The sequence below is a fragment of the Streptomyces typhae genome (assembly GCF_009755605.1).
In the GTDB taxonomy this organism is placed as follows: domain Bacteria; phylum Actinomycetota; class Actinomycetes; order Streptomycetales; family Streptomycetaceae; genus Streptomyces; species Streptomyces typhae.
This window is the reverse complement of the sequence record NZ_WPNZ01000033.1, coordinates 46,421-70,931: the sequence shown is the minus strand read 5'-3', so window position 1 is coordinate 70,931 and position 24,511 is coordinate 46,421. Positions and strand designations below refer to the sequence as shown.

Annotated in this window: 14 protein-coding genes; 11 read left to right on the top strand and 3 right to left on the bottom strand. The window is 72.8% G+C overall.

The window, feature by feature from the left end:
* The first annotated feature begins 44 nt into the window (after positions 1 to 44).
* From GPA10_RS38415 to GPA10_RS38390, 6 genes are all read left to right on the top strand, one after another.
* Entirely contained in the window at positions 45 to 995 is a 951-nt protein-coding gene (locus GPA10_RS38415; RefSeq protein ID WP_157169467.1) for a hypothetical protein, read from the top strand.
* A gap of 108 nt (positions 996 to 1,103) precedes the next feature.
* On the top strand, positions 1,104 to 7,961 hold the full coding sequence (locus GPA10_RS38410) for a DEAD/DEAH box helicase (RefSeq protein WP_343041792.1): 6,858 nt from the start codon (positions 1,104 to 1,106) through the stop codon (positions 7,959 to 7,961).
* Positions 7,958 to 10,315, top strand: coding sequence for a UvrD-helicase domain-containing protein (locus tag GPA10_RS38405; protein ID WP_157169466.1), 2,358 nt, complete (start codon positions 7,958 to 7,960; stop codon positions 10,313 to 10,315). The genes GPA10_RS38410 and GPA10_RS38405 overlap by 4 nt, the downstream gene beginning before the upstream one ends.
* A 41-nt stretch (positions 10,316 to 10,356) precedes the next feature.
* On the top strand, positions 10,357 to 11,649 hold the full coding sequence (locus GPA10_RS38400; protein ID WP_157169465.1) for a sensor histidine kinase: 1,293 nt from the start codon (positions 10,357 to 10,359) through the stop codon (positions 11,647 to 11,649).
* 120 nt (positions 11,650 to 11,769) lie between these two features.
* Positions 11,770 to 12,459, top strand: coding sequence for a response regulator transcription factor (locus GPA10_RS38395; RefSeq protein WP_058845463.1), 690 nt, complete (start codon positions 11,770 to 11,772; stop codon positions 12,457 to 12,459).
* A gap of 142 nt (positions 12,460 to 12,601) precedes the next feature.
* Complete coding sequence (locus GPA10_RS38390) at positions 12,602 to 13,489, top strand: LLM class F420-dependent oxidoreductase (protein WP_157169464.1); 888 nt, start codon at positions 12,602 to 12,604, stop codon at positions 13,487 to 13,489.
* Positions 13,490 to 13,630: 141 nt separating this feature from the next.
* Here GPA10_RS38390 and GPA10_RS38385 read toward each other — a convergent pair whose 3' ends face one another.
* From GPA10_RS38385 to GPA10_RS38375, 3 genes are all read right to left on the bottom strand, one after another.
* The gene (locus GPA10_RS38385; protein ID WP_343041790.1) at positions 13,631 to 15,235 is read right to left on the bottom strand and encodes an FAD-dependent monooxygenase; all 1,605 of its coding nucleotides are present in this window, start codon (positions 15,233 to 15,235) and stop codon (positions 13,631 to 13,633) included.
* A 119-nt stretch (positions 15,236 to 15,354) separates the two neighbouring features.
* On the bottom strand, positions 15,355 to 16,932 hold the full coding sequence (locus GPA10_RS38380) for a class I adenylate-forming enzyme family protein (protein ID WP_157169483.1): 1,578 nt from the start codon (positions 16,930 to 16,932) through the stop codon (positions 15,355 to 15,357).
* Positions 16,932 to 17,834, bottom strand: coding sequence for an arylamine N-acetyltransferase family protein (locus GPA10_RS38375; RefSeq protein ID WP_246260499.1), 903 nt, complete (start codon positions 17,832 to 17,834; stop codon positions 16,932 to 16,934). The genes GPA10_RS38380 and GPA10_RS38375 overlap by 1 nt, the downstream gene beginning before the upstream one ends.
* A gap of 216 nt (positions 17,835 to 18,050) precedes the next feature.
* Between GPA10_RS38375 and GPA10_RS38370 the strand changes: the two genes are divergently transcribed.
* From GPA10_RS38370 to GPA10_RS38350, 5 genes are all read left to right on the top strand, one after another.
* On the top strand, positions 18,051 to 19,619 hold the full coding sequence (locus tag GPA10_RS38370; RefSeq protein WP_058845468.1) for a carboxylesterase/lipase family protein: 1,569 nt from the start codon (positions 18,051 to 18,053) through the stop codon (positions 19,617 to 19,619).
* A gap of 82 nt (positions 19,620 to 19,701) precedes the next feature.
* Entirely contained in the window at positions 19,702 to 20,874 is a 1,173-nt protein-coding gene (locus tag GPA10_RS38365; RefSeq protein WP_343041789.1) for a 3-deoxy-7-phosphoheptulonate synthase, read from the top strand.
* A gap of 26 nt (positions 20,875 to 20,900) precedes the next feature.
* Complete coding sequence (locus tag GPA10_RS38360) at positions 20,901 to 21,716, top strand: 2,3-dihydro-2,3-dihydroxybenzoate dehydrogenase (RefSeq protein WP_157169462.1); 816 nt, start codon at positions 20,901 to 20,903, stop codon at positions 21,714 to 21,716.
* Positions 21,717 to 21,838: 122 nt separating this feature from the next.
* A complete protein-coding gene (locus tag GPA10_RS38355) occupies positions 21,839 to 22,543 on the top strand; it encodes an isochorismatase family protein (RefSeq protein WP_157169461.1) in 705 nt (234 codons plus the stop codon).
* Complete coding sequence (locus GPA10_RS38350; RefSeq protein WP_157169460.1) at positions 22,540 to 24,465, top strand: anthranilate synthase family protein; 1,926 nt, start codon at positions 22,540 to 22,542, stop codon at positions 24,463 to 24,465. The genes GPA10_RS38355 and GPA10_RS38350 overlap by 4 nt, the downstream gene beginning before the upstream one ends.
* Positions 24,466 to 24,511 lie beyond the last annotated feature (46 nt).

The following is a 24,511-nucleotide window of genomic DNA, read 5'->3' as shown; positions in this document are numbered from 1 at the left end:
GGGGGCGGCCGACAGGTCCTGCACGACATCACGGAGGGGGAGACGTGCCACTGCTGTTCCTGAATGAGCTGTCCTGCGACACCACCTGCGACCCGGCACGCGCGGAGCGGGCCATGACGGACCTGGCCCAGGGCGTCCTTGCCGTGCTCAGGGCCGACCGGGCGGGCACCGTACTGGTCAGTAAGGTCCCGATCACCGGGCTCCAGATCGCGTCCGGGCACCCCATCGGCAAGTGGCACGGCAACCCGCGCAACCGGGACCTGTGGCAGCGGCTCCTCCGGATGCAGACCAGGTGGCCGCACCGGGTCGTCTTCCCCGACGGGCAGGGCCACTACGACGTCGAGTACCGGCACCGGGGCGCGCCGGCGGAAGGACTGGGGGCCGCCCACCTGCTGGACGGGTTAGGTGTCTCCTTGGCGGTCGAACCGGGCTGGGCGGCCGACCAGGTCACCCTGGAACGCGAGCAACTCGTGGACGATGCCGCGGGCGCGTACCGTTCCGAGACCGACGAGGTACGGGTGCGGCACCTGTCAGGGATCGCGCACTGCGAGGTGCACGGTGCCTGGCTGCGGGCGTCGGTGGAACTGGCCCGCCGCGGCAGCGTCGACGCGGCGTCCGAGGGAGCGCACCTGTGGGAGCGGCGCGCTGCCCTCTTCCCGCACCTGGAATTCCTGCCCCACGTCGAGGAACAGCTGCGGAACCTGGCCCCGGGCTGGGTGCGCCCGGCGGGCAGGCGCCTCGCGGAACTCGATCAGGCCGTGGCTTCCTGGAACCCCCACACCGAACCCGAGGGGCCGCAGTGGCACTCCCACGTCACGGGCGAGGGCGAGACACGCAGCCGCGCGTACTGCGTGTTCACCGACCTCGACGGGCAGCCGCGCACCTTCGACACCCACGCCCGTTTCACCCCCGGGCCGGGGCGCGTCCACTTCCGGCTCGTCCCCGAGAACAAGAGCGTCCGCGTCGCCCATGTCGGACGCAAGCTCGGCGTCTGACCGGGACGGACACGGCCGCGGCGCGATTACCGTAGGGCGTGGCCGACGACGGGCCCACAGAGACGCAAGACCAGGGCCCACAGAGACGCAAGACCAGAAGGAGCACGCGTGCGACCGACCCTCGCCGCCGAGCAGGTACGCGACAGCCTGAGCCAGTACCTGTCGACGACGTACGCGCTGGCGGACGAGAGCACCCGCAGCGCCCTGGAACAGTTTCTCGGCGACGCCGACGACGGCATCTTCCGCGGCCCCTACCTGCGCATCCGCACCCCCTTCCGCCCGGCGGAGAACGACGACTGGCAGCGGCACCTCACCTGGTGGCCCCGAGGCTTCCACCCGCACCGCCACCAGGAGCGGGCCTGGGAACGCCTCTCCACCCTGCACGGCCCCGCCCGCCCCACCCTGGTGACCACCGGCACCGGCTCCGGCAAGACCGAGTCGTTCCTCGTGCCGCTCCTCGACCACTGCCGCCGGGAGCGCGAGCGGGGCCGGGAGGGCGTCAAGGCCGTCCTGCTCTACCCGATGAACGCGCTCGCCACCGACCAGGCCCAGCGGATCAACAACTACCTCGCCAACCCGCGCGATGCGCGGCTCAGGGACGCGGGGGTGCAGGCCGCGCTCTACATCGGCGACAAGGCGTCCAAGGAGTTCAAGCAGGCCAACCCGCGGATCACCGTCGACCGGGACGAGATCCGGCGCACCCGGCCCGACATCCTCATCACCAACTACAAGATGCTGGACCTGATGCTCCAGCGCCCCGAGGACCAGCGGCTGTGGCAGGAGCCGGGCGGCTCCGCGCTCGCCTTCGTCGTCCTGGACGAGTTCCACACCTACGACGGGGCCCAGGGCACCGACGTGGCCATGCTGCTGCGCAGGCTCGGCGCCGTCAGCGGTCTGCACGAGCCGGGGCGCCCGCTCGGCCCGGTCTGTCCCGTCGCCACCTCGGCGACGCTGGGCGAGAACGCCCCGGGCGTCGCGGGCGGGTCGATGCTGGACGTGGCGGAGCAGGTGTTCGGCGTGCCCTTCCCGCCGGACGCCGTCGTGGGCGAGGACCGGCGCAGCGCCCAGGACTTCGCGGGAAACAGCGACTTCAGGCTGCCCTTCCCCGCCCCCCACGAGGTGGTGGCCCTCGACGATCCGACGGGTGCCCCCGAAGCACTGGACCAGCTCGCCGCCGCCTTCACCGGTAAGAGCGGCCTTGACGCGGTGCAACTCGGCAGACATCTGCGCCGCCACCGGCTGACCGCCGCCGTCCTGGAGATCCTCGACGGGCACCCACGCACCATGGCCGAGATCATGGACGTCCTGCCGCGCTACGCCTACCACTGGGGCACGGCCGTCCAGCAGACGCCGGCCGTCGCCGCCCAGGCTCTCGCCCGCTACGTCGCCCTCCTCTCGACGGCCCGCGACCCCGAGCACCCCACCCGCCCGCTGCTGTCGATCGAGGTGCACCACTGGGTGCGCTCCGTCTCCCGGGTGCTGCGCGGCATCAGCGCGGCACGGGCCGAGTTCCGCTGGGACGACGAGCGGGTCAACCCGCACGGCAGGATCGCCACGCGTACGTCAAGCCGTGGCGAGAGCGGCCCCACCGCCTCCGACGACGATCCGGAGCACGCCGCCGCGCCCGCGATCGATAGCGCGCCGCCACCCGCGCAGGTGTTCCTGCCCGCCGTCTTCTGCCGGGAGTGCGGCCGCTCCGGCTGGGCCGCGCTCTCCCCGGAGGCCGACCCGGCGGAGCTGGACATGAACGCCACCAAGATCCGACGCGCGTCCGTCGGCCGGGACAAGAGCCGCGTCCGCAACATGATCGCGGCGACTCCGCAGCAGGCGTACGAGGCGGCGTTCGTCGCCGAGAAGCAGCGCGGCGGGCCGACCGTGCTCGTACTCGACGGGCAACTGGGCCGGGTGCGGCCGCTGTCACGCGAGACGGACTTCGACCCGCCCCGCGACGGCGAAGGACCCCACCTGGCCAAGCCCCTGCAAGACGCGGCATACGTCTGGGCGGACCTCGGCGACGACCGGGCGGCACGCGGCGACCAGTGCCCGGCCTGCCGCACGAACAACGCCATCCGTTACCTCGGTACGGGCCTCGCCGCGCTCGCCGCCGCCTCCATCACCCAGCTCTTCACGGGCGGTGAACTCGACAAGGACCTGAGAGAGGACAAGACCCTCCTCTTCAACGACTCGGTCCAGGACGCCGCCCACCGCGCCGGATACGTCGCCAACCGCTCGTACACCTTCTCGCTGCGCTCCCTGCTCGCCAGCCGCATCGACGAGGACGAACCGGTCGCCCTGAACGACCTGGCCGCCGACCTCATCGAGGACGTGGTGGACAGCAGAGCCGTCCAGGCCGCGGTGATCCCCCCCGACCTGCATGTCGTACGCGGCGTCGACACCCTCCTGTCCGGGCGCAGCCAGGGCTCCCGTGCCACCTGGCAGCTGATCGCCCAGCGCCTCGCCTTCGCGGCGGTCCTGGAGTTCGGGCTGCGGTCCCGGCAGGGCCGCACCCTGGAGCTGACCCGCACCGTCGCCGCGGACGTCCCGCTCCAGGACCCGGACGCGGTCACCGAGATCGTCCGGGAACTCCTGCACACCACCCCGGGGGACGTCGCCCTGCCCGACGGCTCCGTTCCCGGCCCCGACCGGTGGCTCGGCCACGTGCGCGGCCTGCTCGAACGGCTGCGCACACGCGGCGCCATCCGGCACGCCTGGCTCGACGGCTGGCTGAACGAGGCGGGCGTGCGGCGCTGGCTCGTCTGGGGCGGACGCAGGACCGGGATGCCCGCGTTCCCGCCCGGCATGTCCGCCCCCGCGTTCCTGCTCGGCAGCCCGAAGCAGGGCAGCGACGACTTCGACGTGGCCACCGGCCGCCTCGGCTGGTACCAGGACTGGACCCGGCGCAGCCTCGGCCTGCGGCCCGACGCCGCCAACGCGTTCCTCGTCAGGCTGCTGCCCGCGCTCGTCGACGCGGGCGTGCTGTCGGCCCGTACGACCAAGGACGGGGTGACCCGTGTCTACGGCCTCCAGCCGGGCCACGTACACGTCCGCAAGCTCGCCGACGACTGTGTCGCCGACGCCTCCGCGCACTGCCCGGTCTGTTCCTGGGAACAGACCGTCCACCCCGCCCTGGCCGACCAGTGGCACCGGCAGCCCTGCCCCCGCTACCGCTGCGGCGGACTGCTGCGCGTCGGCCGGGACCTGGAGAGCGGCGTACGGCGCCGGGACTACACCCAGGACTTCTACCGGCGGATGTACCGCGACGCGGGTGTCTTCACCATCAACACGGCGGAGCACACCGGCACCCTCAGCCGCCCCAGGCGCGAAGCGGTGGAGAAGGCCTTCCGAGAGGGCGTCCAGGTCCACTACGCCAACCCGCAGGTGCTGTCCTGCACTCCGACGCTGGAACTCGGCATCGACATCGGCGACCTGTCGGCCGTGGTCCTCGCCTCGCTGCCCAAGGGACCCGCCAACTATGTGCAGCGGGTGGGGCGGGCGGGCCGTGCCACCGGCAACGCCTATCTGCTGACCATGGTCGACCGCGGCCCCCGGGACCGCTACTACCTGGACGATCCCCGGCAGATGATCGCCGGGGACATCCAGCCGCCCGGCTGCTTCCTCTCCGCGAGTGAGATCCTGCGGCGCCAGTACCTCGCGCACCTCCTCGACCTGGCCGGCGCCGGACGCCTGCGCGCACCGGGCGGCGACGGGGACGTGCTCGCACCGATGCCGCGCCTTGCCACCGACCTGTTCGGCACGTCGGGGTGGCTGTCCGAACTCCAGCAGGCCGTCGTGGGAGAGGGCTCCCGCCTGGCCGACGCGTTCCTGCTGCTGTTCCCGCCGTACGACGAGGCGAAAGGCACGGGCGTCAGCCCGCAGGCCGCCGAGGAACTGCGCGCCTACGCCTCCGGGGGGCTCGCCGACGCCCTGCGCGAGGCCCGCGTCCAGTGGGAGGACCGGCGCGGAGAGATGCAGCACCGGATCGCGTCGATCGACGGGGCCCTGCACGCGCTGGTGACCGGCGACCCGGACCACGAACGGCAGGGCAGGGAACTGCGGGCCGAACGGCGCGCCGTGGCCCGCCACGCCGGCGAGATCAGCCGCAGCACCGCACACGGAGCCCTCGTCGACCTCGGCCTGCTGCCCAACTACAGCCTCGTCGACTCGACGACCGAACTCGAAGCCACCCTCACCTGGCGGGAGGACGGCAACGACGGCAAGGACGGAAAGGCCGAGCACCACAGCAAGGTGCTCAGATACGACCGGTCGGCCCGCCTGGCACTCACCGACTTCGCACCGGGCAACCACTATTACGTACAGGGCTACAAGCACCGCGTCACCGGACTCGACATCGGCAGCCCCAGGCGCCCGGCATGGCTGTGGTGGCGCGTCTGCCCCGAATGCGGGCATGTCCGTACGCAGCAGGCGGAACATGACGCCACCGCCTGCCCGCGGTGCCTGTCCCCGGCCATCGGCGACATCGGCTGCCTGTACAAGGTCCTCGTGCCCCAACGCGTGCTGGCCCGCGACCAGCGGGACGACAGCCGGGTGCGGGACGACAGCGACGAGCGGGAGCGGCGCCACTACACCGTCGTTCCCGCCGTGGACATCGCACAGGACCGGATCGAGGCCGGGTGGAGGCACAAGTCGGCAACCTTCGGCTGGGAGTTCACCCGACGTGCCGTGATCCGGCACATCAACGTGGGCGCGTCCCGTGTCGACACCGGGGCGGAGGACACCTTCGCGGGACGCCAGGTGCGCCTCAACCCCTTCTGGGTCTGCGACGCCTGCGGATTCGCCGACCCCGACGGCGGACCGGCCGCCGCACGCGGCGGACAGCAGGACGCGTTCGGCGGCACACGCGCCGCCAAGTTCCACCGCCCCTGGTGCCCCCGGCTCCGTGACGGGCTCGGCGAGACGAACGCCGCCCACCAGGGCGTGAAGCTGCTGCTCGCCCATGAGCTGCACAGCGAGGCACTGCGCATCCTCATCCCCGCCGTCACCGCCCACACCGAGGAGCGTTTGGCCACCTTCAAGGCACTGCTCCTGGCGGGCATCGCCCGGAGTTACGGCGGTGACCCCGACCACCTGGCCGTGGTCGCCGACTCGATGCCCGAGCCCGGCAGCGACGGCCGCAGAAACTTCCTCGTCCTGTACGACTCCCTGCCCGGAGGCACCGGCTATCTCCACCGGCTCGCGGGTCCCGACGGGCTGCACGACGTGCTGACCGCGGCCCGTCACGTCGTCGAGCGCTGCCCGTGCGTCGGCGAGGAGCGGCCCGCCTGTCACCGCTGCCTGCTGCGGCACGTCAGCGACAGTGAGTACGATCTTGTCTCGCGTGCCCACGCCCTCGACATGCTCGGCGAACTCCTCGGCCGCACCGGCGACGCCTGGGCCGTCGAGGAGGCCGCGACGACCGCGGAGATCAGCCTCGTCCAGCAGGTCGAGAGCGAGTTGGAAGCGCTGTTCCGCCGAGAGCTGCTCGCCTGGGCGGAGGACGACGACGACGTGAGCGTGCGCACCGCGCTGACACCGGACGGCGAACGTGACACGACCCTGCGGTTCACCGCCCCCGACGGCACGGTCAGCGGCTGGCGCATGGAGACGCAGACCGACCTCGGCTTCACCGTCCCCGACGTCGTCTTCCGCAGCCTGGACGACGACCGGAAGCGGGTCGCCGTCTACCTCGACGGCTACCGCTACCACGCGAGTCCCGGCCACAACCGGATCGCCTCCGACGCGGCCAGACGGACCCGGCTGCGCAGTGGACACGGCTGGCAGGTCTTCCAGCTGACCTGGGACGACGTACGCGCCTGGGCGGGCGACACCAAGCCTCCCGCCGACCCTGTGTGGCTGCCGTACCAGCACACCGCGCAGAAGACCGCGTCCGACATCCACCGCAGACTCCACGGCGACGACCCGCGGGACCTCCAACGCTTCGTATGGAACAACCCGGTCAGGACGCTGATCGGCTACCTGACGAGCCCGGACCACGAGGTGTGGCGGCGGCGTACGCAGAGTGCGCTGGCGGGCTTCGCCGCGGTCTCCGCGACCAGCCGTGCCCTGGCGGACGGCCCCGAGATCGGGCAACGCATCGCCGAAGCGCTGGAAGGCAAGCGGCTCGCGGGTGGCAAGGGAGCCGTCCAGGTCATGGCCACCCAGGACGGCAGCGGCTGCCCCCTGACGGTCGCTCTCGATCTGCGCAAGGGGCAAGCGGGTGCGGTGTGGACCGCTCTGACCGTCCTCGACGACAGCCCTCGGACACTGGACCGTGACGAGAACGCCCATCGAAGGCGCTGGCAGGCCTGGCTGTACTGGACCAATCTGCTTCAGTTCCTCAACGAGGGTGAGGGTGACGGTGTACAGCTGGCGGCCAGCCAGGTGCCGGGTTTCGATCCGGTCGAACTGGCCGTGACGGGCGGTGCTGGATGGCTGGAGTCCCGTCGGCAGGAGCGGCGGTCCGGACCGGCGGGCCCGGAGAGCGGCGCCGGAGGCAGCGGAGCGGGTGCGCCCGCCATCGAGACGTCTCTGGATGTCGAGGCTCCACTGCCGACGGTTTCGGTCACCGGGGCCGTGCGCGATCCCGCCTGGGACGAGATCGTCGACTACCTGGTGGAGGAGCCCGGTCTCGCTGAGCTGGTCGAGGTGCTGGTGCGGTCCGGGGCGCCCGCTCCTGTCGCCGGATTCGAGCTTGGGGACGCCGCGTGGCCCGCCGAGCTGGCCTGGCCCGCCCACCGCATCGGTGTCGTGCTGGCAGCCGACTCGGACGACGAAGCAGCGCTCGCCGAAGCCCGTGACCGCGACCACGCGTACGCGGCGGCCGGCTGGACCGTCCGGACCGCGGTGCGGTGGGACGCCCAGGAACTCGTGGCTGCCCTGACCCGGGCCGCGGAGACGGACGACACGCCGGGGTCCGCCGGAACGGACGGCCACCCGGACAGGAACGACGACGAGGAGCACGACCGATGACCAGCACCGGCGCGCCGACCGCGGGCGCGACCCTCCGACTGCTCGACAAGGCGGACAAGGAGATCGTCAAGCTGGACCGGGCGATCGTCGGGGCGGTCTACACATTCCAGCACGAGTTCCGCAAGAACCCCGGGGCGCCGGGGTTCCACCTCAAGCAGCTCAAGGGGCACGAGCGGCTGTGGTCCGCGCGCGTCAACCGTGAGTACCGGGCCCTGCTGGTGAACCTCGGTGGCAACGACTGGCTGCTGGTGTCGGTCAAGCACCGCGGTCACGTGCACCGCAACCTCGACCGGCTGGCCTACGGCATCAACCAGGTCACGGGCGCGATCGAGTACGTGGACCTTCAAGTGGTGGAGGACGACGTCCTGGGTGGAGTAGGCCCGGTAGCGCGTGCGGACGTCCCGGCGACGCGTGCGGAGGCCGCCGCGGCCCCGGCTTCGGACCACGCCTCCGAGGCTCCGCTGTTCGCCGACTACACCGCTGAGCAGCTCGCCGACCTGGGCGTCGCCGAACCGTTGATCCCGATCGCGCTCAAGCTCACGACGGACGACGAACTGCTCGGGCTCGCCGAGTACGCTCCGCGCCACACGGGGGAGGTCCTGCTGCGGCTCCGCGACGGAGTCCCGTACCAGCAGGTCATGGACGAGGTCACGGCACCGGTCGCGGTCAGCGCGCCGGTCGCGGGCGCCGCACCGGCCGCGGAGGCCGGGCCGGTCGGGGACGTCGCCGGGGGACGGTCCGCGGGCGTCGGCGGCGAGGACTGGCGAGCGGCGGCCGACCGCTCGCAAGCCGTAGTGATCACCGATGACGAGTCGCTGCGGAGCATCATCGAGGAGGGCGACTTCGGTCGGTGGAAGGTATTCCTGCACCCGACCCAGGAGCGGCTGGTGCGGAAGCGGTACTCCGGCCCCGCGAGGGTGGGGGGCGGCCCTGGCACGGGGAAGACGATCGTCGCCCTGCACCGCGTCAAGCACCTTGTGGACCAGCTGCCCCCCGGCCACAACAAGCCGGTCCTCTTCACCACCTTCAACAAGAACCTCGCCGCCGATCTGCGCTCCCGCCTGCTGTCACTGGGAGGGTCGGAGACGCTCGACCGGGTCGACATCGTGCATGTGGATCAGCTGGCGACGCGCGTGGTCAGCGAGGCCGACCCGGGGAACGCCAAGCGCAGGATCGACGACGCACAGGCCCTGCGCGAGTGGCGTCAGCTCCTGGTGGAGGCGGGGGGGAGCCGCTGGGACGCCGAGTTTCTCTGCGACGAGTGGAACCAGGTGATCCTCGGCCAGGCCGTGGCATCGCGCGCCGACTACTTCAAGGCCCGGCGGGCCGGGCGGGGCCGCAGTGTCACCCGGCCCGACCGGGCGGAGATCTGGCAGCTCGCCGAACGTTTCACCCAGCGACTCGACGTCAAAGGGCTGGAGACCCACCGGCAGGTCGCCGAGCGGGCGGCGCAGTTGGAGCTGATCCGACAGGAGAGGATCGAGGCGCGCCGCCGCCAGGAGGAGGAACGCGGCGGACCGGGCAACATCCACGCGGAGTCGGGTACCGGAGCCTGGCTGCGGTACCGCTACCGGCACATCGTCGTGGACGAGGCCCAGGACCTCAGCGCGGCGCACTGGAAGATGCTGCGGGCGATGGTGCCCCGGGAGCCCGACGACATCTTCCTGGTGGGCGACACACATCAGAGGATCTACGACAACCAGGTCACCCTGGGCAGCCTGGGCATCAACATCCGTGGCCGCTCGGCCAGACTGACGCTCAGCTACCGCACCACACGCGAAATCCTGGGGACGGCGATCGGCATCCTCGAAGGCACGGACTTCGACGACCTGGACGGCGGTACCGACGATCTCGCCGGATACCGCTCGGTGCTGCACGGCGGGCGCCCCTCCCTGCGGAGCGCGAACACCTGGGACAACGAACTCGACCTCGTGTTGGATCAGGTGCGGGCGTGGCACGACGTCCCGCGCGAGTCCGTCGCTGTCTGTGTCCCGACGAACGAGAAGGCCGACGAGGTGGTGGCGCGGCTCAGCCGCCACGGAATCATGGCCACGAAGATCACGGGTGATGTGGCGCGGAGAGCGGAGGGCGTCCATGTGGGCACCATGTACCGCTTCAAAGGGCTCGAGTATCGTTGCATGATCATTGCTGGTGTCTCAGAAGGTCTGGTGCCTCGCGCAGCGGTGGATGTCTGGGAGCGGACCGACAAGCTCCGTCACCGACGCGAACTGCAGCGGGCACGCTCTCTCTTGTTCGTCGCCGCCACCAGGGCCCGCGACGCCCTCACCATCACGTGGAACGGTCGGCCCAGCCGGTTCCTGCGGCCTCTGGCGGGCACGACGTTCGATCGGTGACCGGCCGATCGCGGCGGGCAGCACCTCGTACCCTGAGGGGCATGCCCTCCTTAGCCACCACCCTCGCCCCGTCCTTCCGCATCGACCGCACCATGGGCCTCGTCGGGGCCTTCCTGCTGGTCGAGTTGGCCGTTGTGGTGTTCGGGAGTACGGCGGGGGGTGCGGTCGCGGCGGTTGTCGGGTGTGTGTCCGCCGGGGTGGGGTGGCTGGGGCTCGGGTTTCGGGCGCGGTGGCCGGTCGCCGTTGCCGTGCTCGCGCTCGGTGTGACGCTGGTCTACTACCAGACCAGCGGGATCAACGGGCCCACCCCGGCCCTGGTGTTCATGGTCGCCCTCTACGCCGTCGCCCGCTCGGGGCAGTTGACCGCCGTCGTCGCGCTCGCCGTCCTCATCATGCTCGTCATCGCCTACGGCGAGTTCAGCGTCTCCGAGCAGAAGCGCAACGTCGACAACATGTCCATCGCCCTGCTCAGCGGCTGGTTCCTGAGCGTTGTCGCCTTCAGCCACGCCATGCGTGCCCGGCAGGCCTACCAGGCCGAGGCCGAGCAGCGCGCGCTCGCCGCGGAGCGTGAGCGCGACGTGCGGGCCCGGCAGTCCGCCACCGAGGAACGGCTGCGCATCGCCCGCGAGTTGCACGACGTCCTCGGGCACAACATCTCCCTCATCAACGTGCAGACCACCGCCGCCCTGCACCGCAGCACCCGGCGGCCCGGCCAGACCACCGAGCTGATCGCCGCCCTGGAGTTCGTCCGCGACACCAGCAAGGAGGCCCTCCGCGAGCTGCGCGGCACCCTCGGCGTGCTGCGTCAGGTCGACGAAGCCGCCCCCACCGCCCCCACCGCCGGGCTCGACCGGCTCTCCGAGCTCGCCGACCGGGCCTCCGCCACCGGGCTCGACGTGCGGGTCCGCACGCACGGCGACCTGCCCGTGCTGCCCCCGAAGATCTCCCTCGCCGCCTACCGCATCGTCCAGGAGTCCCTCACCAACATCACCCGGCACGCCCAGGCCACCAGTGTGACCATCGAAGTGCGTTATGGGGCCGGTGAGTTGCGTGTTCGGGTCGAGGACGATGGGCAAGGGGTCGCGGGCGTCGGCGGCACTCAAGGCAGTGGCATCGCCGGTATGACGGAGCGCGCCCGCGCCCTCGGTGGTGAACTCACCGCGCGTGACACCGGGGAAGGGTTCTGTGTCTCCGCTGTTCTGCCGTTCTCCGCGGGTGATGAGGGCGACCGCGTGGACAGCCGCCGTCAGCTCGACGGGGCTGCTGGGGCTGGAGCTGGGGATGGGGCTGGGGCTGGTGCGGTGGAGGTGGTGGACTCGTCGCGGGAGCGATGAGTGACAACGTCCGCCCGCCCGTGTGAACCCGTGTGACGGGAACAACTTGTCTGCTGGCGACCGCCGTTCGTAGTCGGTGCGCACAACTTCCGCTCCAGGCGGCCGGTTTAAGGTTGCGCCATGACTAACCCGACCCCGCCGCCCCCCATCAGAGTGCTGCTCGCCGACGACCAGAAGCTCGTCCGGGCCGGATTCCGTTCCATCATCGACGACGAGGACGACATCAAGGTCGTCGGCGAGGCGGCCACCGGGACCGAGGCCGTACGGATGGCCCGGGAGCTGTTGCCGGACGTGGTGCTCATGGACATCCGGATGCCGGAGGAGGACGGGCTCGCCGCCACCGGGCGGATCGTCTCCGACGAGCGGCTCTCCCAGGTCCGGGTCGTCATCCTCACCACCTTCGACGTGGATGACTATGTTTACGGGGCCCTGCGGGCGGGTGCCTCGGGGTTTCTCGTCAAGGACACCGAGCCCATGGAGCTGCTGCACGGCATCCGCGTGTGCGCCCGCGGCGACGCCCTGATCGCCCCCGCCGTGACCCGCAGGCTCATCGCGGAGTTCGCCGGACGCGTGGTCCAGCCGGAGGTGAGCCCCCGCCTCAACGCCCTCACCGAGCGTGAGTTCGAGGTCACCCGGCTCGTGGGGGCGGGGCTGACCAATGATGAGATCGCCGAGCGGCTGGTGCTCAGTCCCTATACCGCCAAGACCCATGTCAGCCGCATCATGAGCAAGCTCGACGTCCGCGACCGCACGCAGCTCGTGATCCTGGCGTACGAGAGCGGGATGATCAAGCCGGGGTGGATGGAGTAGCCCCACCGGTACCTTCCCCATGGGCCCCGGGCGGCCACACTCGGGCGTGTTGACGGATCACGTGCCGGTTTCCCCGGTCCTCGCCGCGCCGGTGGTGCAATGACGGCACCGCACCATCCGCCCGCACCCCCGAGGAGAGTTCATGCCGCGCCCGTTCCGTTTCGGGGTCGACCTGCTCACCCCCTCGTCCGCAGGGGAGTGGCGTGCCAAGTGCCGCCGGGCCGAGGATCTCGGGTACGACGTGATCCTCGTACCCGACCACCTCGGGATGATCGCTCCCTTCCCCGCCCTCGTCGCCGCCGCCGAGGCGACCGAGCGGCCCCGGCTCGGTACGTACGTGCTCAACGCGGGCTTCTGGAATCCGGCGCTGCTCGCCCGTGATGTCGCGACGACGGACGCGCTGGCCTCGGGGCGGCTCGAACTCGGGCTCGGTACCGGGTACGTCCAGGCGGAGCACGACAGGGCGGGGCTGCCCTACGGGTCGCCGCGCGAGCGCGTGGACCAGCTGCGGCGCACGGTGGCCGAGCTGGAGCGGCTGCTCGGGTCCCCGGAGCAGCTGCCGCGGCCCGCGCAGCCCCGGGTGCCGCTCCTGATCGGCGGCAACGGCGATCGGATGCTCGAACTGACCGCCGAGCACGCCGACATCGCCTCGTTCATCTGCCGCCGGCCCGTGCCGGGGTCCAGAAGCGGACAGCTGATGCCGCTCACTCCCGCCGAGGTCGACGAGCGCGTCATCCGGTACGAGAAGTTCGCGTCGGGCCGTGCCGAGCCCGCCGAGCTGAACGTGCTCATCCAGGTGGTCGCCGTCACCGAGGACCGGGAGCGCGCCCTCCAGCCGCTGGTCGACCGGCTGCCCGAGCTCACCATGGAGCAGGCCCTCGTCATGCCCATCGCCCTCGTCGGCACCGTGGAGCAGATCGTCGCCCAGGTGCGGGCGCAGCGCGAGCGGTACGGATTCTCGTACCTCACCGTCCTGGAGCCGTTCATGGAGGAGTTCGCGCCCGTGATCGAGGCATTACGGGACGAGTAGTCCGGGTGTCCGGCCTCCGGGTGTCCGGGTGTCCAGGTGTCCGGGTGTCCGTGAGGCCGGGAAACGCCCCGCATACGGGGACGGCACCCTCGCACGCGGCGAGGGTGCCGTCCCCGTGTGCCGGGCCTTGGCCCTTCCCGCTCAGCCCTGCGGCAGCAGCACCCGCCCCAGCTCCGTACGCAACCGCTCCAGATCCTCCGCGTGCCCGTGCGCCGCGATGTGCCCGTCCGGTCTGACCAGGTAGAAGCCGGTCGTGGCGCAGCCGGTGAGGGGTACCGCCTCGGACGGGTGCAGCAGGACGCGGCGTACGGCGGGCCAGGGCCGCAGGGTCCGGGTGACCAAATCGGGGAAGTCGCCGTACGGGTGTCTCGTGAGGACCGCGACGGTCCAGCCCGCGGGGGCGTCGGGGCCGCCCGTCATCCCGTGGCGCACGGCCAGTTCACGGGGGAAGACCATGCCCGTGCGCAGCCGCCCGGGGACGCGGCGCAGCAGGCTGCAGCGGGTGCGGCCGGAGGGTTCCTGGGTGGGGCGGCGGGGGGTGTAGCGGACCCTGCGGCCCGCCATGACGGGGAAGACCTGTCCGGGCACGAGCCCGGTCCGGTCGGCCGCCCGGAACGCCGCGTCCCGTACCGCGACGCGCGTCCTGGTGTGCGCCATCCAGGCCCGGGTCTGCCGGTCGGTGTCGGCGACGATGCGGTCCGTGGCCTCGGACCGCTCCGCGGTGTAGTCGTCGAGCAGCGAGGCGGGTGCGGCACCGCCGAGCACGGCGGCCAGTTTCCACGCCAGGTTGGCGCCGTCCTGGAGGCCGTTGTTCATGCCCTGGCCGCCGGCGGGGCTGTGCACGTGCGCGCTGTCCCCGGCCAGGAACACCCGGCCGCGCTGGTAGTCGGTCGCCGTACGCGCGTGCACGCGGTAGACCGTCCGCCAGACAGTCTCGGTGAGGGTCACCCCGCCGGGACCGCGCTCGTCGAGGAGGCTTTGCATCATCGGCGCCGTGACCGTACCCGCGTCCTGCGGCATGACGGCGAGGATCCGGAACACGCCGTCCGGCAGCGGGGCGATCATCAGGGTGCCGGACGCGGCCTGGTAGTAGAGGAGCTGGTCCGGCGGCAGGTCGCCCTCGACGCGGGCGTCGACGAGCGCGAACGACAGCGGGTAGGTGCTGCCCTGGAATCCCGCGCCGAGCGCGCCGCGCACCGCGCTGCCCGCGCCGTCGGCGCCGACGACGAACGACGCACGGACGCGCCGCACCCCGGCGTCGCCGTGCTCCACGACGGCGGTGACCCCGTCGGTGGCGTCGACACGCCCGCTGTGGTCGAGGTCGTCGAAGGCGAGCAGGCGCACCCCGCGCTCGATCTTCCCGCCCAGCTCGTGCAGTCGCTCGGTGAGCAGCCGCTCGGTCTCGTACTGCGGCAGATGTACGGGGCGCAACTCCGGCGGGATGGTGAACCGGGCGAGGGGGGCGCCGCCGGAGAAGTAGCTGAAGCCCGCGATGGGCACGGCGGCCGCGCGCAGGGCGGGGCCCACGCCCAGGTCGTCGAGCAGGTCGAGGGCGCGCGGCCACAGGGCCAGCGCCTTCGGCGTGGTGGAGGGGGCCGCGGCCCGGTCGATCAGCCGCACGCCGACGCCCCGCCGCAGCAGCTCGCACGCCGTGAACAGGCCCGTCGGGCCCGCGCCCACGACCAGGACGTCGGTGGCCCCGACCCCGTCCGTAGCCCCGACCCCGTCCGTAGCCCCTCCGCTCACCCTCCCGGCCGCCGCCCCGGGGCTCGTCCCCCCGTTCGCCCCGCGGTCCATCCCTCCGTTCGCCCCACGGCCCATCCCTCCGTTCGCCCCGCGGTCCGCCCCTCCGTTCGCAGCCCCGCTCATCCGGTCCGCTCCAGGCGTTCGTGCAGACGCCGGGTCAGCTCGATGCGCTGCACCTTCATGGTCGCCGTGCGCGGCAGTTCGGACAGCGGCAGCTGGATCGGGGCGGCGAGCTGGGGGAAGTCGAGGACCGCCCGGCGCCAGCGGACCGGGTCGAGCGGCGCGTTGTCCTTGGTGCACACCACGGGCAGGGGCTCCTTGTCGGGGCCCGGTACGAGGACCAGCTCAAGGAGTTCGTCCAGGCGGCCGAGCACGGTGTCCTCCACCTCCAGGGTGCTGTCCACGCTGGGGATGACGTCCACCGCGCGGTCGAGCACGTGCACCCGGCCGAGGCGGTCGCGGTAGCCCACGTCACCCGTGCGCCACCACTTGCCGTTCAGCTCCTGCCGGTAGCGCTCGTCCTCCGCGTAGTAGGTGACGGCGCGGCCGTCGCTGCGGACCTCGATGTGGCCGGGGGACCGCTTGGTGGGGCGGCGGCCCTCGCGCGGGACCACCCGTACGTGGGTCATGCCGGGCAGCGGGTAGCCGAGGCAGCGGCCGTTGGCGGAGTGGGCGTTCTTCTTCGTGTACCAGCGGGCCACCAGGGGGCCGCACTCGCTCTGCCCGTAGAACTGGAAGAAGAGCGGGTTGGTGCGCCGGGACCCGCTGAGCAGCTTGTGGATGGTGGGCGGGTGGATCGCGTCGAACGTCCCGCTGAAGTACTTGACGTTGGCGAGCGGGCGCAGCGGGTGGTCCACGAGATCCGCCCACTCCACGTAGGAGTTGGGGTGCGTCTCGACGATGCCCGGCCGGGTGCGGGCGAGCAGCGGGGCGACCTCGTCGGGCGCGCCGTGGTCGATGACCACGACGGGCATGCCGCGTTCCAGCATCACCGCGAGGGCCATGTACATCCGCGAGTGCACGAACGACACGTGGACGGCGTAGGTCTCGCGGCGGCGGATCAGGCCGACCAGGTAGTCCTGCGGGCGGTAGCGGCCGCGCAGCGAGAGCGCCGTGTGGACGACGAGCTTGGGGACGCCGGTGGTGCCCGAGGTGTGCGTCATCAGGGCCGGGTGGTGGCCGTCCAGGAGCACCGGGGCCCGGCGCGGCGCGCCCGCGAGGGACTCCAGGGACACCGTGCCGGGGCGGTCACCGGACGGCACCACGACCGTCGCGGCGGCCTCGGCCAGGTCGAGGCCCGCCAGCTCGGCGGTGAGCTTGCCCTCGTCGGTGAGCAGGTGCGGCCGCTCCAGGCGGTCGAGGAGCGCGCCCACGGTGGGGCCGTCCAGGGCGGGGGAGAGCAGCACCGGGACCGCGCCGACGCGGGACGCCGCGCACGCCAGTACATAGATGTCGAAGTTGTGTGCCTTGTACAGCGCCAGATGCTCGCCCGCCCGCACCCCGGCCGCCCACAGCCTGGCGGCCATGTCGTCGACGAGGTCGGCGAGCCCGGCCACGGTCAGCTCGCGTCCGGCCGCGGGTGCCGCGTCCATGTCGTGGTCCAGGACGAGGGGGGTGTCGGGGTGCCGGGCCGCGGCCTCCTCGGGGATCGTGCCGAGACGCAGCGGGCGCCTGCTGGCCGGGAGATGGAGCAGCATCATGCCTCCTGGAGGGGGGAGTGCGAGGGCGACGGGCGTGTCGGCGCCGACAGGCGGCGGCGCAGCAGCCGCGCGTCCCGTTCCGGCAGCCGCACGGCGAAGGTGCCGCGAAGGAGGTCCACCACCTCGTCGGCGGTCAGGTCGGTCCGCTCGAGGACGTCACCGGGGTGACGGGTCGTCAGCCGGTGGTCTACCAGCGTCTGCTGGACGTCCTCGGTGCCGCGCATCGCGACCACCTTGCCGGTGAACGCGGAGCGGTCGTGGTGCGCCGTGTAGTGGTTGGACACCTCGAAGTCGGCCGGGAAGTGCTGCTCCACGCGGAACGCGTACAGGTCGAACCAGTCACCGTCGCGCAGGGTCTGCAGCACCCACTGGTCCTCCTCGCGCAGCACCCGCCAGCTCCAGACGCCCGCCTTCGCGACGCTCCCGGAGTACAGCGGAACGGGCTCGATGAGGCCCTCGGCGCCGAAGCCCGCGTCGGCGAGCCACAGTTCGTAGCCCGCGCCGACCGCGAGGACGGTGTGGGCGCGGTAGCGGACCTGCCGGCGGCCGAGGCGCACGCGTGCCAGGAGCCGGGTCACCGGGAATCCGAGGCGTTCGAGGACGGCCGCGAAGAGCAGATTGTGCTCGAAGCAGTATCCGCCGCGGCCCGCCTCCACCAATTTCCGCTGTATGTCGTCGAGGTGGAGAGAAACGCCTCGCTCAAGGGCGACGTCCACGTTTTCGAAAGGGATGGCCGCCTTGTGCAGGCGGTGCAGGTCGAACAGTGTTTCCACGGTTGCCCTGCGGGGCCCGCCATATCCGATGCGCCGCAGATAGGCGTCGAGATCCAGGAGGTCACCGCCCCATCCGGGGCCGGGGGTCGCGGTTTCCCACTTGAGGGCGCCATTTTCCATAGCCATGCGCCGGATACTCGAATGGCGCGGGCCGCCGGGCAACGGCCGACCGCGCACTCCGTCAGGTCGCGCCGGTGACCTGACGGATTTCCCCGGCACTTGACGGAATGTGCGCGGGCGCATTGGTCGGCCCGTCGTCGGGGACGCAGGATCGGCCAGCGACTCGTGGCCCGCCGACGCGATGTCGGCCCCCGCACCCTCTGCCAAGGAGCTGCTCTCGCGATGAGCCATCCCGCCCCAGTGGCCCGCACCCCGTCCGGTGACCTGCGCGGCACCCGGGAGACGCAGCAGGGCCGCACCCTGGCCGTGTTCCGCGGCATCCCCTACGCCGAGCCGCCCACGGGCCCGCTGCGCTTCGCCTCGCCGCGCCCGCCGCGGCCCTGGCCGGGGGTGCGCGACGCCACCCGGTACGGGCCCGCCTTCGTGCAGTCGGCCGTCCCCGGCAGCGCGGAGGACGCGCTGTACGCCAACGTCTGGACGCCCGCCCTCTCGGGCCGCCGCCCGGTGCTCGTCTATTTCCACGGCGGTGGCTGGCACGTCGGCGCGGGCAGCGCGCCCACCTTCGACGGGGCCAGGCCCGCCGCCCGCGGCGACCTCGTCGTCGTCAACTTCAACTACCGCCTCGGCGCGTTCGGCTGGGGCCTGCACGAGGACCTCACCGACCCGGAGACCGGGACGTGCGCCAACTGGGGCCTCCAGGACCAGCTCGCCCTGCTGCGCTGGGTGCGGGAGAACGCCGCCTCCTTCGGCGGCGACCCGGACGCCGTCACCCTCTGCGGCACGTCCGCGGGCGGCGCCACGGCCCGGCAGCTCGCCCTGCTGCCCGCCGCGCGGGGACTGTTCGCACGGCTGATCACCATCAGCGCGCCGTCGACACGGGCACCGGCCTGCTCGCTCACCCCCGACGACGCCACAGCCGTGTACGAGGCGCTCGCCAAGGAGTGCGGCACGAGCGTCACCGGCCTGCGCGAGGTGCCCGCCGCCCGCGTGCACCGGGCCTGGCTCGACTTCTTCGCCGCGCCGCCGACGCTGCGGGCGGTCGCCAGCGGCCGCGAGTACCGCGGTCCCGTACGGGACGGCCGCACCGTCCCGGCGTACACCGAGGACCTGCCGGTGCCCGCGGTGCCGGTGATGAGCGTCCACAACCACACCGAGGGCTCCTTCTTCACCGACCCCCTCTCGCCGTCCTTCCCGCCCGCGCCGCCCGCCCCCACCGACGGTGCCGAACTGCTCGCCGCCGTCCACGACGTGCTCCTGAAGTGCGCCGCCCGGGTGCCCGACGGCCTCGCCGCCGACTGCGTCCGCGCCTACCGGCGGGCCGCCGCCGACGAGGGCCTGCCCGACGACCCGCGTGCCCTGTGGACCGAGGTCTGGGGCGACGCCCTGTTCCGCCACCCCGTCGTGCGCCAGGCCGAGCGGCACGCCCGCGAAGGCCGCACGCCCCAGTACGTCATGGAGTTCGCGCACCCCGTGCGGCCGCCGCACCACGGCACCCCGCACGACGCCACGTCCAAGTTCCTCTTCGGCACCCACGGCCACCCGCTGCACGCCGCCCAGTTCGGGGACGGGCCGGCCGAGCGCTTGCTCTCCGACACCTTCGTCGACCTCGTGTCCTCCTTCGTCCACGGCGCCGTACCGAGCAGCCCGCACGCACCGGCCTGGCCCGTCTTCGCGCCGGAGGAGCCCACCACCCTGATCCTCGGCGGCCCCGGGACGGCTCGGCTCGGCCGCACCCCCAAACTCCGCCAGCTGGGCTTCTGGGACGGGCCGGGCCGCTGCCTGCGCCCCTGACCCGCCCGGCGGCCCCCACCGCATCCCCCGAGCCCCTTCCCCCCCCCCCCCGGCCCACCCGCGCCTCTCAAGGGAGAAATCTGTGGACAACGTTCCGCGCCTCATCCGCTCGCGTCCGGCCCGCCAGCAGCCCCAGTGGGACGACACGGCCGCACTGCGCCGGGTGACGGACGACCTGGCCGACCGTCCCGCCGTGGTCAACGCCGCGGACGTCCGCGTGCTGTGCGGGCAACTCGCCCAGGTCGCGGCCGGCGAGGCCCATGTGATCCAGGCCGGGGACTGCGCCGAGGACCCCGCCGAGTGCTCCGGCGGCACCGTCGCCGCCAAGGCGGCGGTCCTCGACCTGCTCGCCGGCACCATGCGGATGGCGAGCCGCCGCCCGGTCCTCAGGGTCGGCCGCATCGCGGGACAGTTCGCCAAGCCCCGCTCCCGCGACACCGAGCAGGTCGGCGGGCGTGAACTGCCCGTCTACCGGGGGCACATGGTCAACGGGCCCGAGCCCGACGAGGACCGCCGCCGCCCCGACCCGCGCCGCATCCTGATGTGCTACCAGGCCGCACGCTCCGCCGTGAACAGCCTCGACTGGTATCTGCCCGCGGAGCGCATGCGCATCGACTCACCGGTGTGGACCAGCCACGAGGCGCTGCTCCTCGACTACGAACTGCCGCTGCTGCGCCGCGACCCGGGCGGACACCTCGTCCTCACGTCCACCCACTGGCCGTGGGTCGGCGAGCGCACCCGTCAGGTCGACGGCGCCCATGTGACGCTGCTCTCCCTGGTGAGCAACCCGGTCGCCTGCAAGGTCGGCCCGAGCATGACACCCGATGAACTCCTGCGCCTGTGCGCGGTGCTCGACCCCGAGCGCAGGCGCGGACGCCTCACGCTCATCGCCAGGATGGGCGCCGACCTGACGGCCGAGCTGCTGCCCCCGCTGGTGGCCGCCGTGCGCGCCGCCGGGCATCCGGTGATCTGGCTGAGCGACCCCATGCACGGCAACACCGTCACCGCGGCCGACGGCCTCAAGACCCGGTTCGTGGACACCATCCAGCGTGAACTCGTCGCCTTCCAGGAGGCGGTGCGCGGCGCGGGCGGGGTCGCGGGCGGCGTCCACCTGGAGACGACCCCCGACGAAGTGACCGAGTGCGTCGCCGACGCCCGCGGCATCGGCCATGTCGGCGACAAGTACACGACGTTCTGCGACCCGCGGCTCACCCCGCGGCAGGCGGTCGACGTGCTGTCCGTGTGGACGGGCTGAGAGCCGACGACGAGAGGAACCTCCCCATGAACCTCACAAACCCCAGCGCCCCCGGTGCCCCCGGTGGCCCCGTGGGCGCCCCCACCGCGATCGTGACCGGCGCCGCCGGCGGCATCGGTGTCCAGGTCGCCCGCACCCTCGCGGCCCGCGGTCTGACGGTGGCCGCCGTCGACAAGGACGCCGGACGGCTCACCGAGACGGTGGAGAAGCTGACCGCCGACGGGCTCGCCGTGTCGGCGTTCGCGGCCGACGTCACGAGCGGCGCCGCCGCCGACGACGTGGTCGAGGCCGTCGAACGCGCCCTCGGACCGGTGGAGTACCTCGTCAACGCCGCCGGAGTGCTGCGCGTCGGCGAGGTCAGCGGCTACCGCGAGGCGGACTGGCACGACACGTTCGCCGTCAACGCCACCGGCGTGTTCCTGATGTCCCGCGCCGCGGTCCGGCGCATGACGGGGCGCGGCCGGGGCGCCATCGTCACCGTCGCGTCCAACGCGGCAGGCACCCCCCGCACCGAGATGGCCGCGTACGCCGCCTCCAAGGCCGCGGCGGTCATGTTCACCAAGAGCCTGGGGCTCGAAGTCGCCCGCTACGGGGTGCGCTGCAACATCGTGGCCCCCGGCTCCACCGACACCCCCATGCTCACGTCCATGTGGACCGACGAGTCCGGCCCCAGGGGCACCGTCGAGGGCCGCCCCGAGGCGTTCCGCGTCGGCATCCCGCTGGGCCGGATCGGGCGCCCCGAACACGTCGCCGACGCCGTCGACTTCCTGCTGTCGGACCGCGCGGCCCACATCACCCTGCACGAACTGACCGTGGACGGCGGAGCCGGACTCGGTGCCTGACACCGCAGGCACACCGCAGGCGCCACCCGCCGACGCACGGCAGGCAGCACCCGCCGACGGCAGGCGCCCAGCCCACGCACAGCCGACCGGACCCCTCCGACACACGCCCTGGGGAGGCAGTCATGAGATTCACGGACGGGATTCCCGCCATCGAGCCCTACGACCCCCCGGCCACGGCCGACCTGCCGGTCGGCGTGGCCCGCTGGACGCCCGACCCGCGCCGCGCGGTGCTCCTCGTCCACGACATGCAGCGCTACTTCCTGCGCCCCCTGCCCGCGCGCCCGCGGGACGCGCTGGTGCGCAACGCCGCGCGGCTGCGCGAGCACTGCGCCGCCCTCGGCGTGCCCGTGGCGTACACCGCGCAGCCCGGCTCGATGACGGACGCGCAGCGCGGACTGCTCAAGGACCTGTGGGGCCCCGGCATGCGGGCGGAGCCCGCCGACCGGCGGATCGTCGACGATCTCGCCCCCGCCGACGGCGACTGGCGCCTGACCAAGTGGCGCTACAGCGCCTTCCACGACTCGGGCCTGCTCGGCCGGATGCGCGAGGCCGGGCGCGACCAGCTCGTCGTCTGCGGGGTGTACGCGCACGTCGGGGTCCTGATGACGGCCGTCGACGCGTTCTCGCACGACATCGAGACCTTCCTCGCCGCGGACGCCGTCGCCGACTTCAGCCCCGCCCACCACGCCCTCGCCCTGGAGTACGCGGCGGGCCGGTGCGCGGTCGTCGCCGACACCGACACCCTCGTCGAGCACCTGGAGTACGCCGGGTACGCGGCCGGGCACCGGCCCCGGACGGCCGGCCAGCCGCGGTGGGCCGTCGTATGAGCGGCGCCGCCCACGCGCCGGGGCCGCTCCTCGACGACGTCCTGGCCCTGCGCACCCCCGCGTTCGCCCTCCTGCACCGCCCCGAGCGGGCACCCGGCCGCCTGGAGGTGCTCGCCGGACCGGTGAGCACCCCCGGCTCGCTCGCCGAGCTGCCGCTGCCCGAGCCCGGTGCCGCCGCAGGTCCGGACGCGGGGCCGCGCCACGACACGCTCATCCTCGTGCCCTACCGGCAACTCGCCGAACGGGGCTTCGCCTGCGCCGACGACGGCGCCCCGCTGGTCGCGCTCGGCGCCGAGCGGCAGGAGTCGCTCCCGCTCGCCGAGGCGCTGGCCCGGCTGCCCCGGCGGCCGGTCGAGCTGTCCGGCGGGCACTTCGACACCTCCGACGACGCCTACGCCGACCTCGTGCGCCGCATCGTGACGGACGAGATCGGCCAGGGGCAGGGCGCCAACTTCGTGATCAAACGCTCCTTCGTGGCGGACGTCGGCGACTACACCCCGCACACCGCACTCGGCATCTTCCGCCGCCTGGTGGAGAACGAGTCGGGCGCCTACTGGACCTTCCTCGTGCACACCGGGCAGCGCACCCTCGTCGGCGCCACGCCGGAGCGGCACGTCAGCCTGGACGGCGGCACCGCCGTGATGAACCCCATCAGCGGCACCTACCGCTATCCGCCCGGCGGCCCCACCCGCACCGGGGTCCTCGACTTCCTGGCCGACCGCAAGGAGGCCGACGAGCTGTACATGGTCGTCGACGAAGAGCTCAAGATGATGGCCCGGATCTGCGCCGACGGGGGCCGTGTCGTCGGCCCGCGGCTCAAGGAGATGGCCCGGCTCGCGCACACCGAGTACGTCCTCACGGGCCACAGCACCCAGGACCCGCGCACCGTCCTGCGCGAGACGATGTTCGCGCCCACCGTCACCGGCAGCCCGCTGGAGAGCGCCTGCCGCGTCATCGACCGGTACGAGACCGAGGGCCGCGGCTACTACAGCGGCGTGATCGGACTCCTCGGCCGCGACGCCGGGGGCGGCCACGCCCTGGACTCGGCGATCCTCATCCGCACCGCCGACATCGATGCCCGGGGCCGGCTGCGCATCGGCGTCGGCGCCACCCTCGTACGCCACTCCGACCCCCGGTCGGAGGTCGCCGAGACCGCGGCGAAGGCCGAGGGGCTGCTCGGCGCCCTGCGCGGTACCGGCACGGCCCCCGCCGCGCACACCGCGCGCCCACCCGGCGGCTTCGACGCCCACCCGGACGTACGCCGCCGCCTGGAGCGCCGCAACGACTCCCTGGCACGCTTCTGGTTCGCCGACCCGCGCCGCCGATCCCGCGCCGCCGATCCCGCACTGGCGGGGCGCCGGGTCCTCATGGTGGACGCCGAGGACACCTTCACGGCCATGATGTGCCGCCAACTCGCCGCACTCGGCCTCGACGTGACGGTGCGCCGCTTCGACGAGCCGTACGATCCGGCGGGCAGCGACCTGGTCGTCCTCGGCCCGGGACCCGGCGATCCGCGCGACACCGGTGACCCGCGCATCGCGCACCTGCACTCCCTCGTCGGCGCCCTCCTCGACGAGGGCCGCCCCTTCTTCGCGGTCTGCCTCAGCCACCAGGTGCTCAGCCTGCGCCTCGGCCTCGACCTCGTCCGCAGGGCCACCCCCAACCAGGGCGTGCGGCGGGACATCGACCTGTTCGGGAACCTCGAACGCGTCGGCTTCTACAACACGTTCACCGCCCGCAGCGAACACGACAAGGTCGACGTACCGGACGCCGGGGCCGTGGAGGTCTGCCGCGACCCGGACGGCGACGAGGTGTACGCGCTGCGCGGCCCGCACTTCGCGTCGATCCAGTTCCACGCGGAGTCGGTGCTCACCGAGCACGGCCCCCGCGTCTTCGGAGCACTGCTGCGCGGCCTGCTGTGACCGGGGAGCCCGCACGGCCCCTCGCCGCGGGGCGCCGCCCACTCGC

Bases quoted from the DNA above. Each gene is read 5' to 3' on its own strand.
- GPA10_RS38405 (WP_157169466.1), top strand. From the start codon at position 7,958: ATGACCAGCACCGGCGCGCCGACCGCGGGCGCGACCCTCCGACTGCTC.
- GPA10_RS38355 (WP_157169461.1), top strand. From the start codon at position 21,839: ATGAGATTCACGGACGGGATTCCCGCCATCGAGCCCTACGACCCCCCG.
- GPA10_RS38400 (WP_157169465.1), top strand. From the start codon at position 10,357: ATGCCCTCCTTAGCCACCACCCTCGCCCCGTCCTTCCGCATCGACCGC.
- GPA10_RS38390 (WP_157169464.1), top strand. From the start codon at position 12,602: ATGCCGCGCCCGTTCCGTTTCGGGGTCGACCTGCTCACCCCCTCGTCC.
- GPA10_RS38370 (WP_058845468.1), top strand. From the start codon at position 18,051: ATGAGCCATCCCGCCCCAGTGGCCCGCACCCCGTCCGGTGACCTGCGC.
- GPA10_RS38360 (WP_157169462.1), top strand. From the start codon at position 20,901: ATGAACCTCACAAACCCCAGCGCCCCCGGTGCCCCCGGTGGCCCCGTG.
- GPA10_RS38395 (WP_058845463.1), top strand. From the start codon at position 11,770: ATGACTAACCCGACCCCGCCGCCCCCCATCAGAGTGCTGCTCGCCGAC.
- GPA10_RS38350 (WP_157169460.1), top strand. From the start codon at position 22,540: ATGAGCGGCGCCGCCCACGCGCCGGGGCCGCTCCTCGACGACGTCCTG.
- GPA10_RS38375 (WP_246260499.1), bottom strand. From the start codon at position 17,834: ATGGCTATGGAAAATGGCGCCCTCAAGTGGGAAACCGCGACCCCCGGC.
- GPA10_RS38380 (WP_157169483.1), bottom strand. From the start codon at position 16,932: ATGCTGCTCCATCTCCCGGCCAGCAGGCGCCCGCTGCGTCTCGGCACG.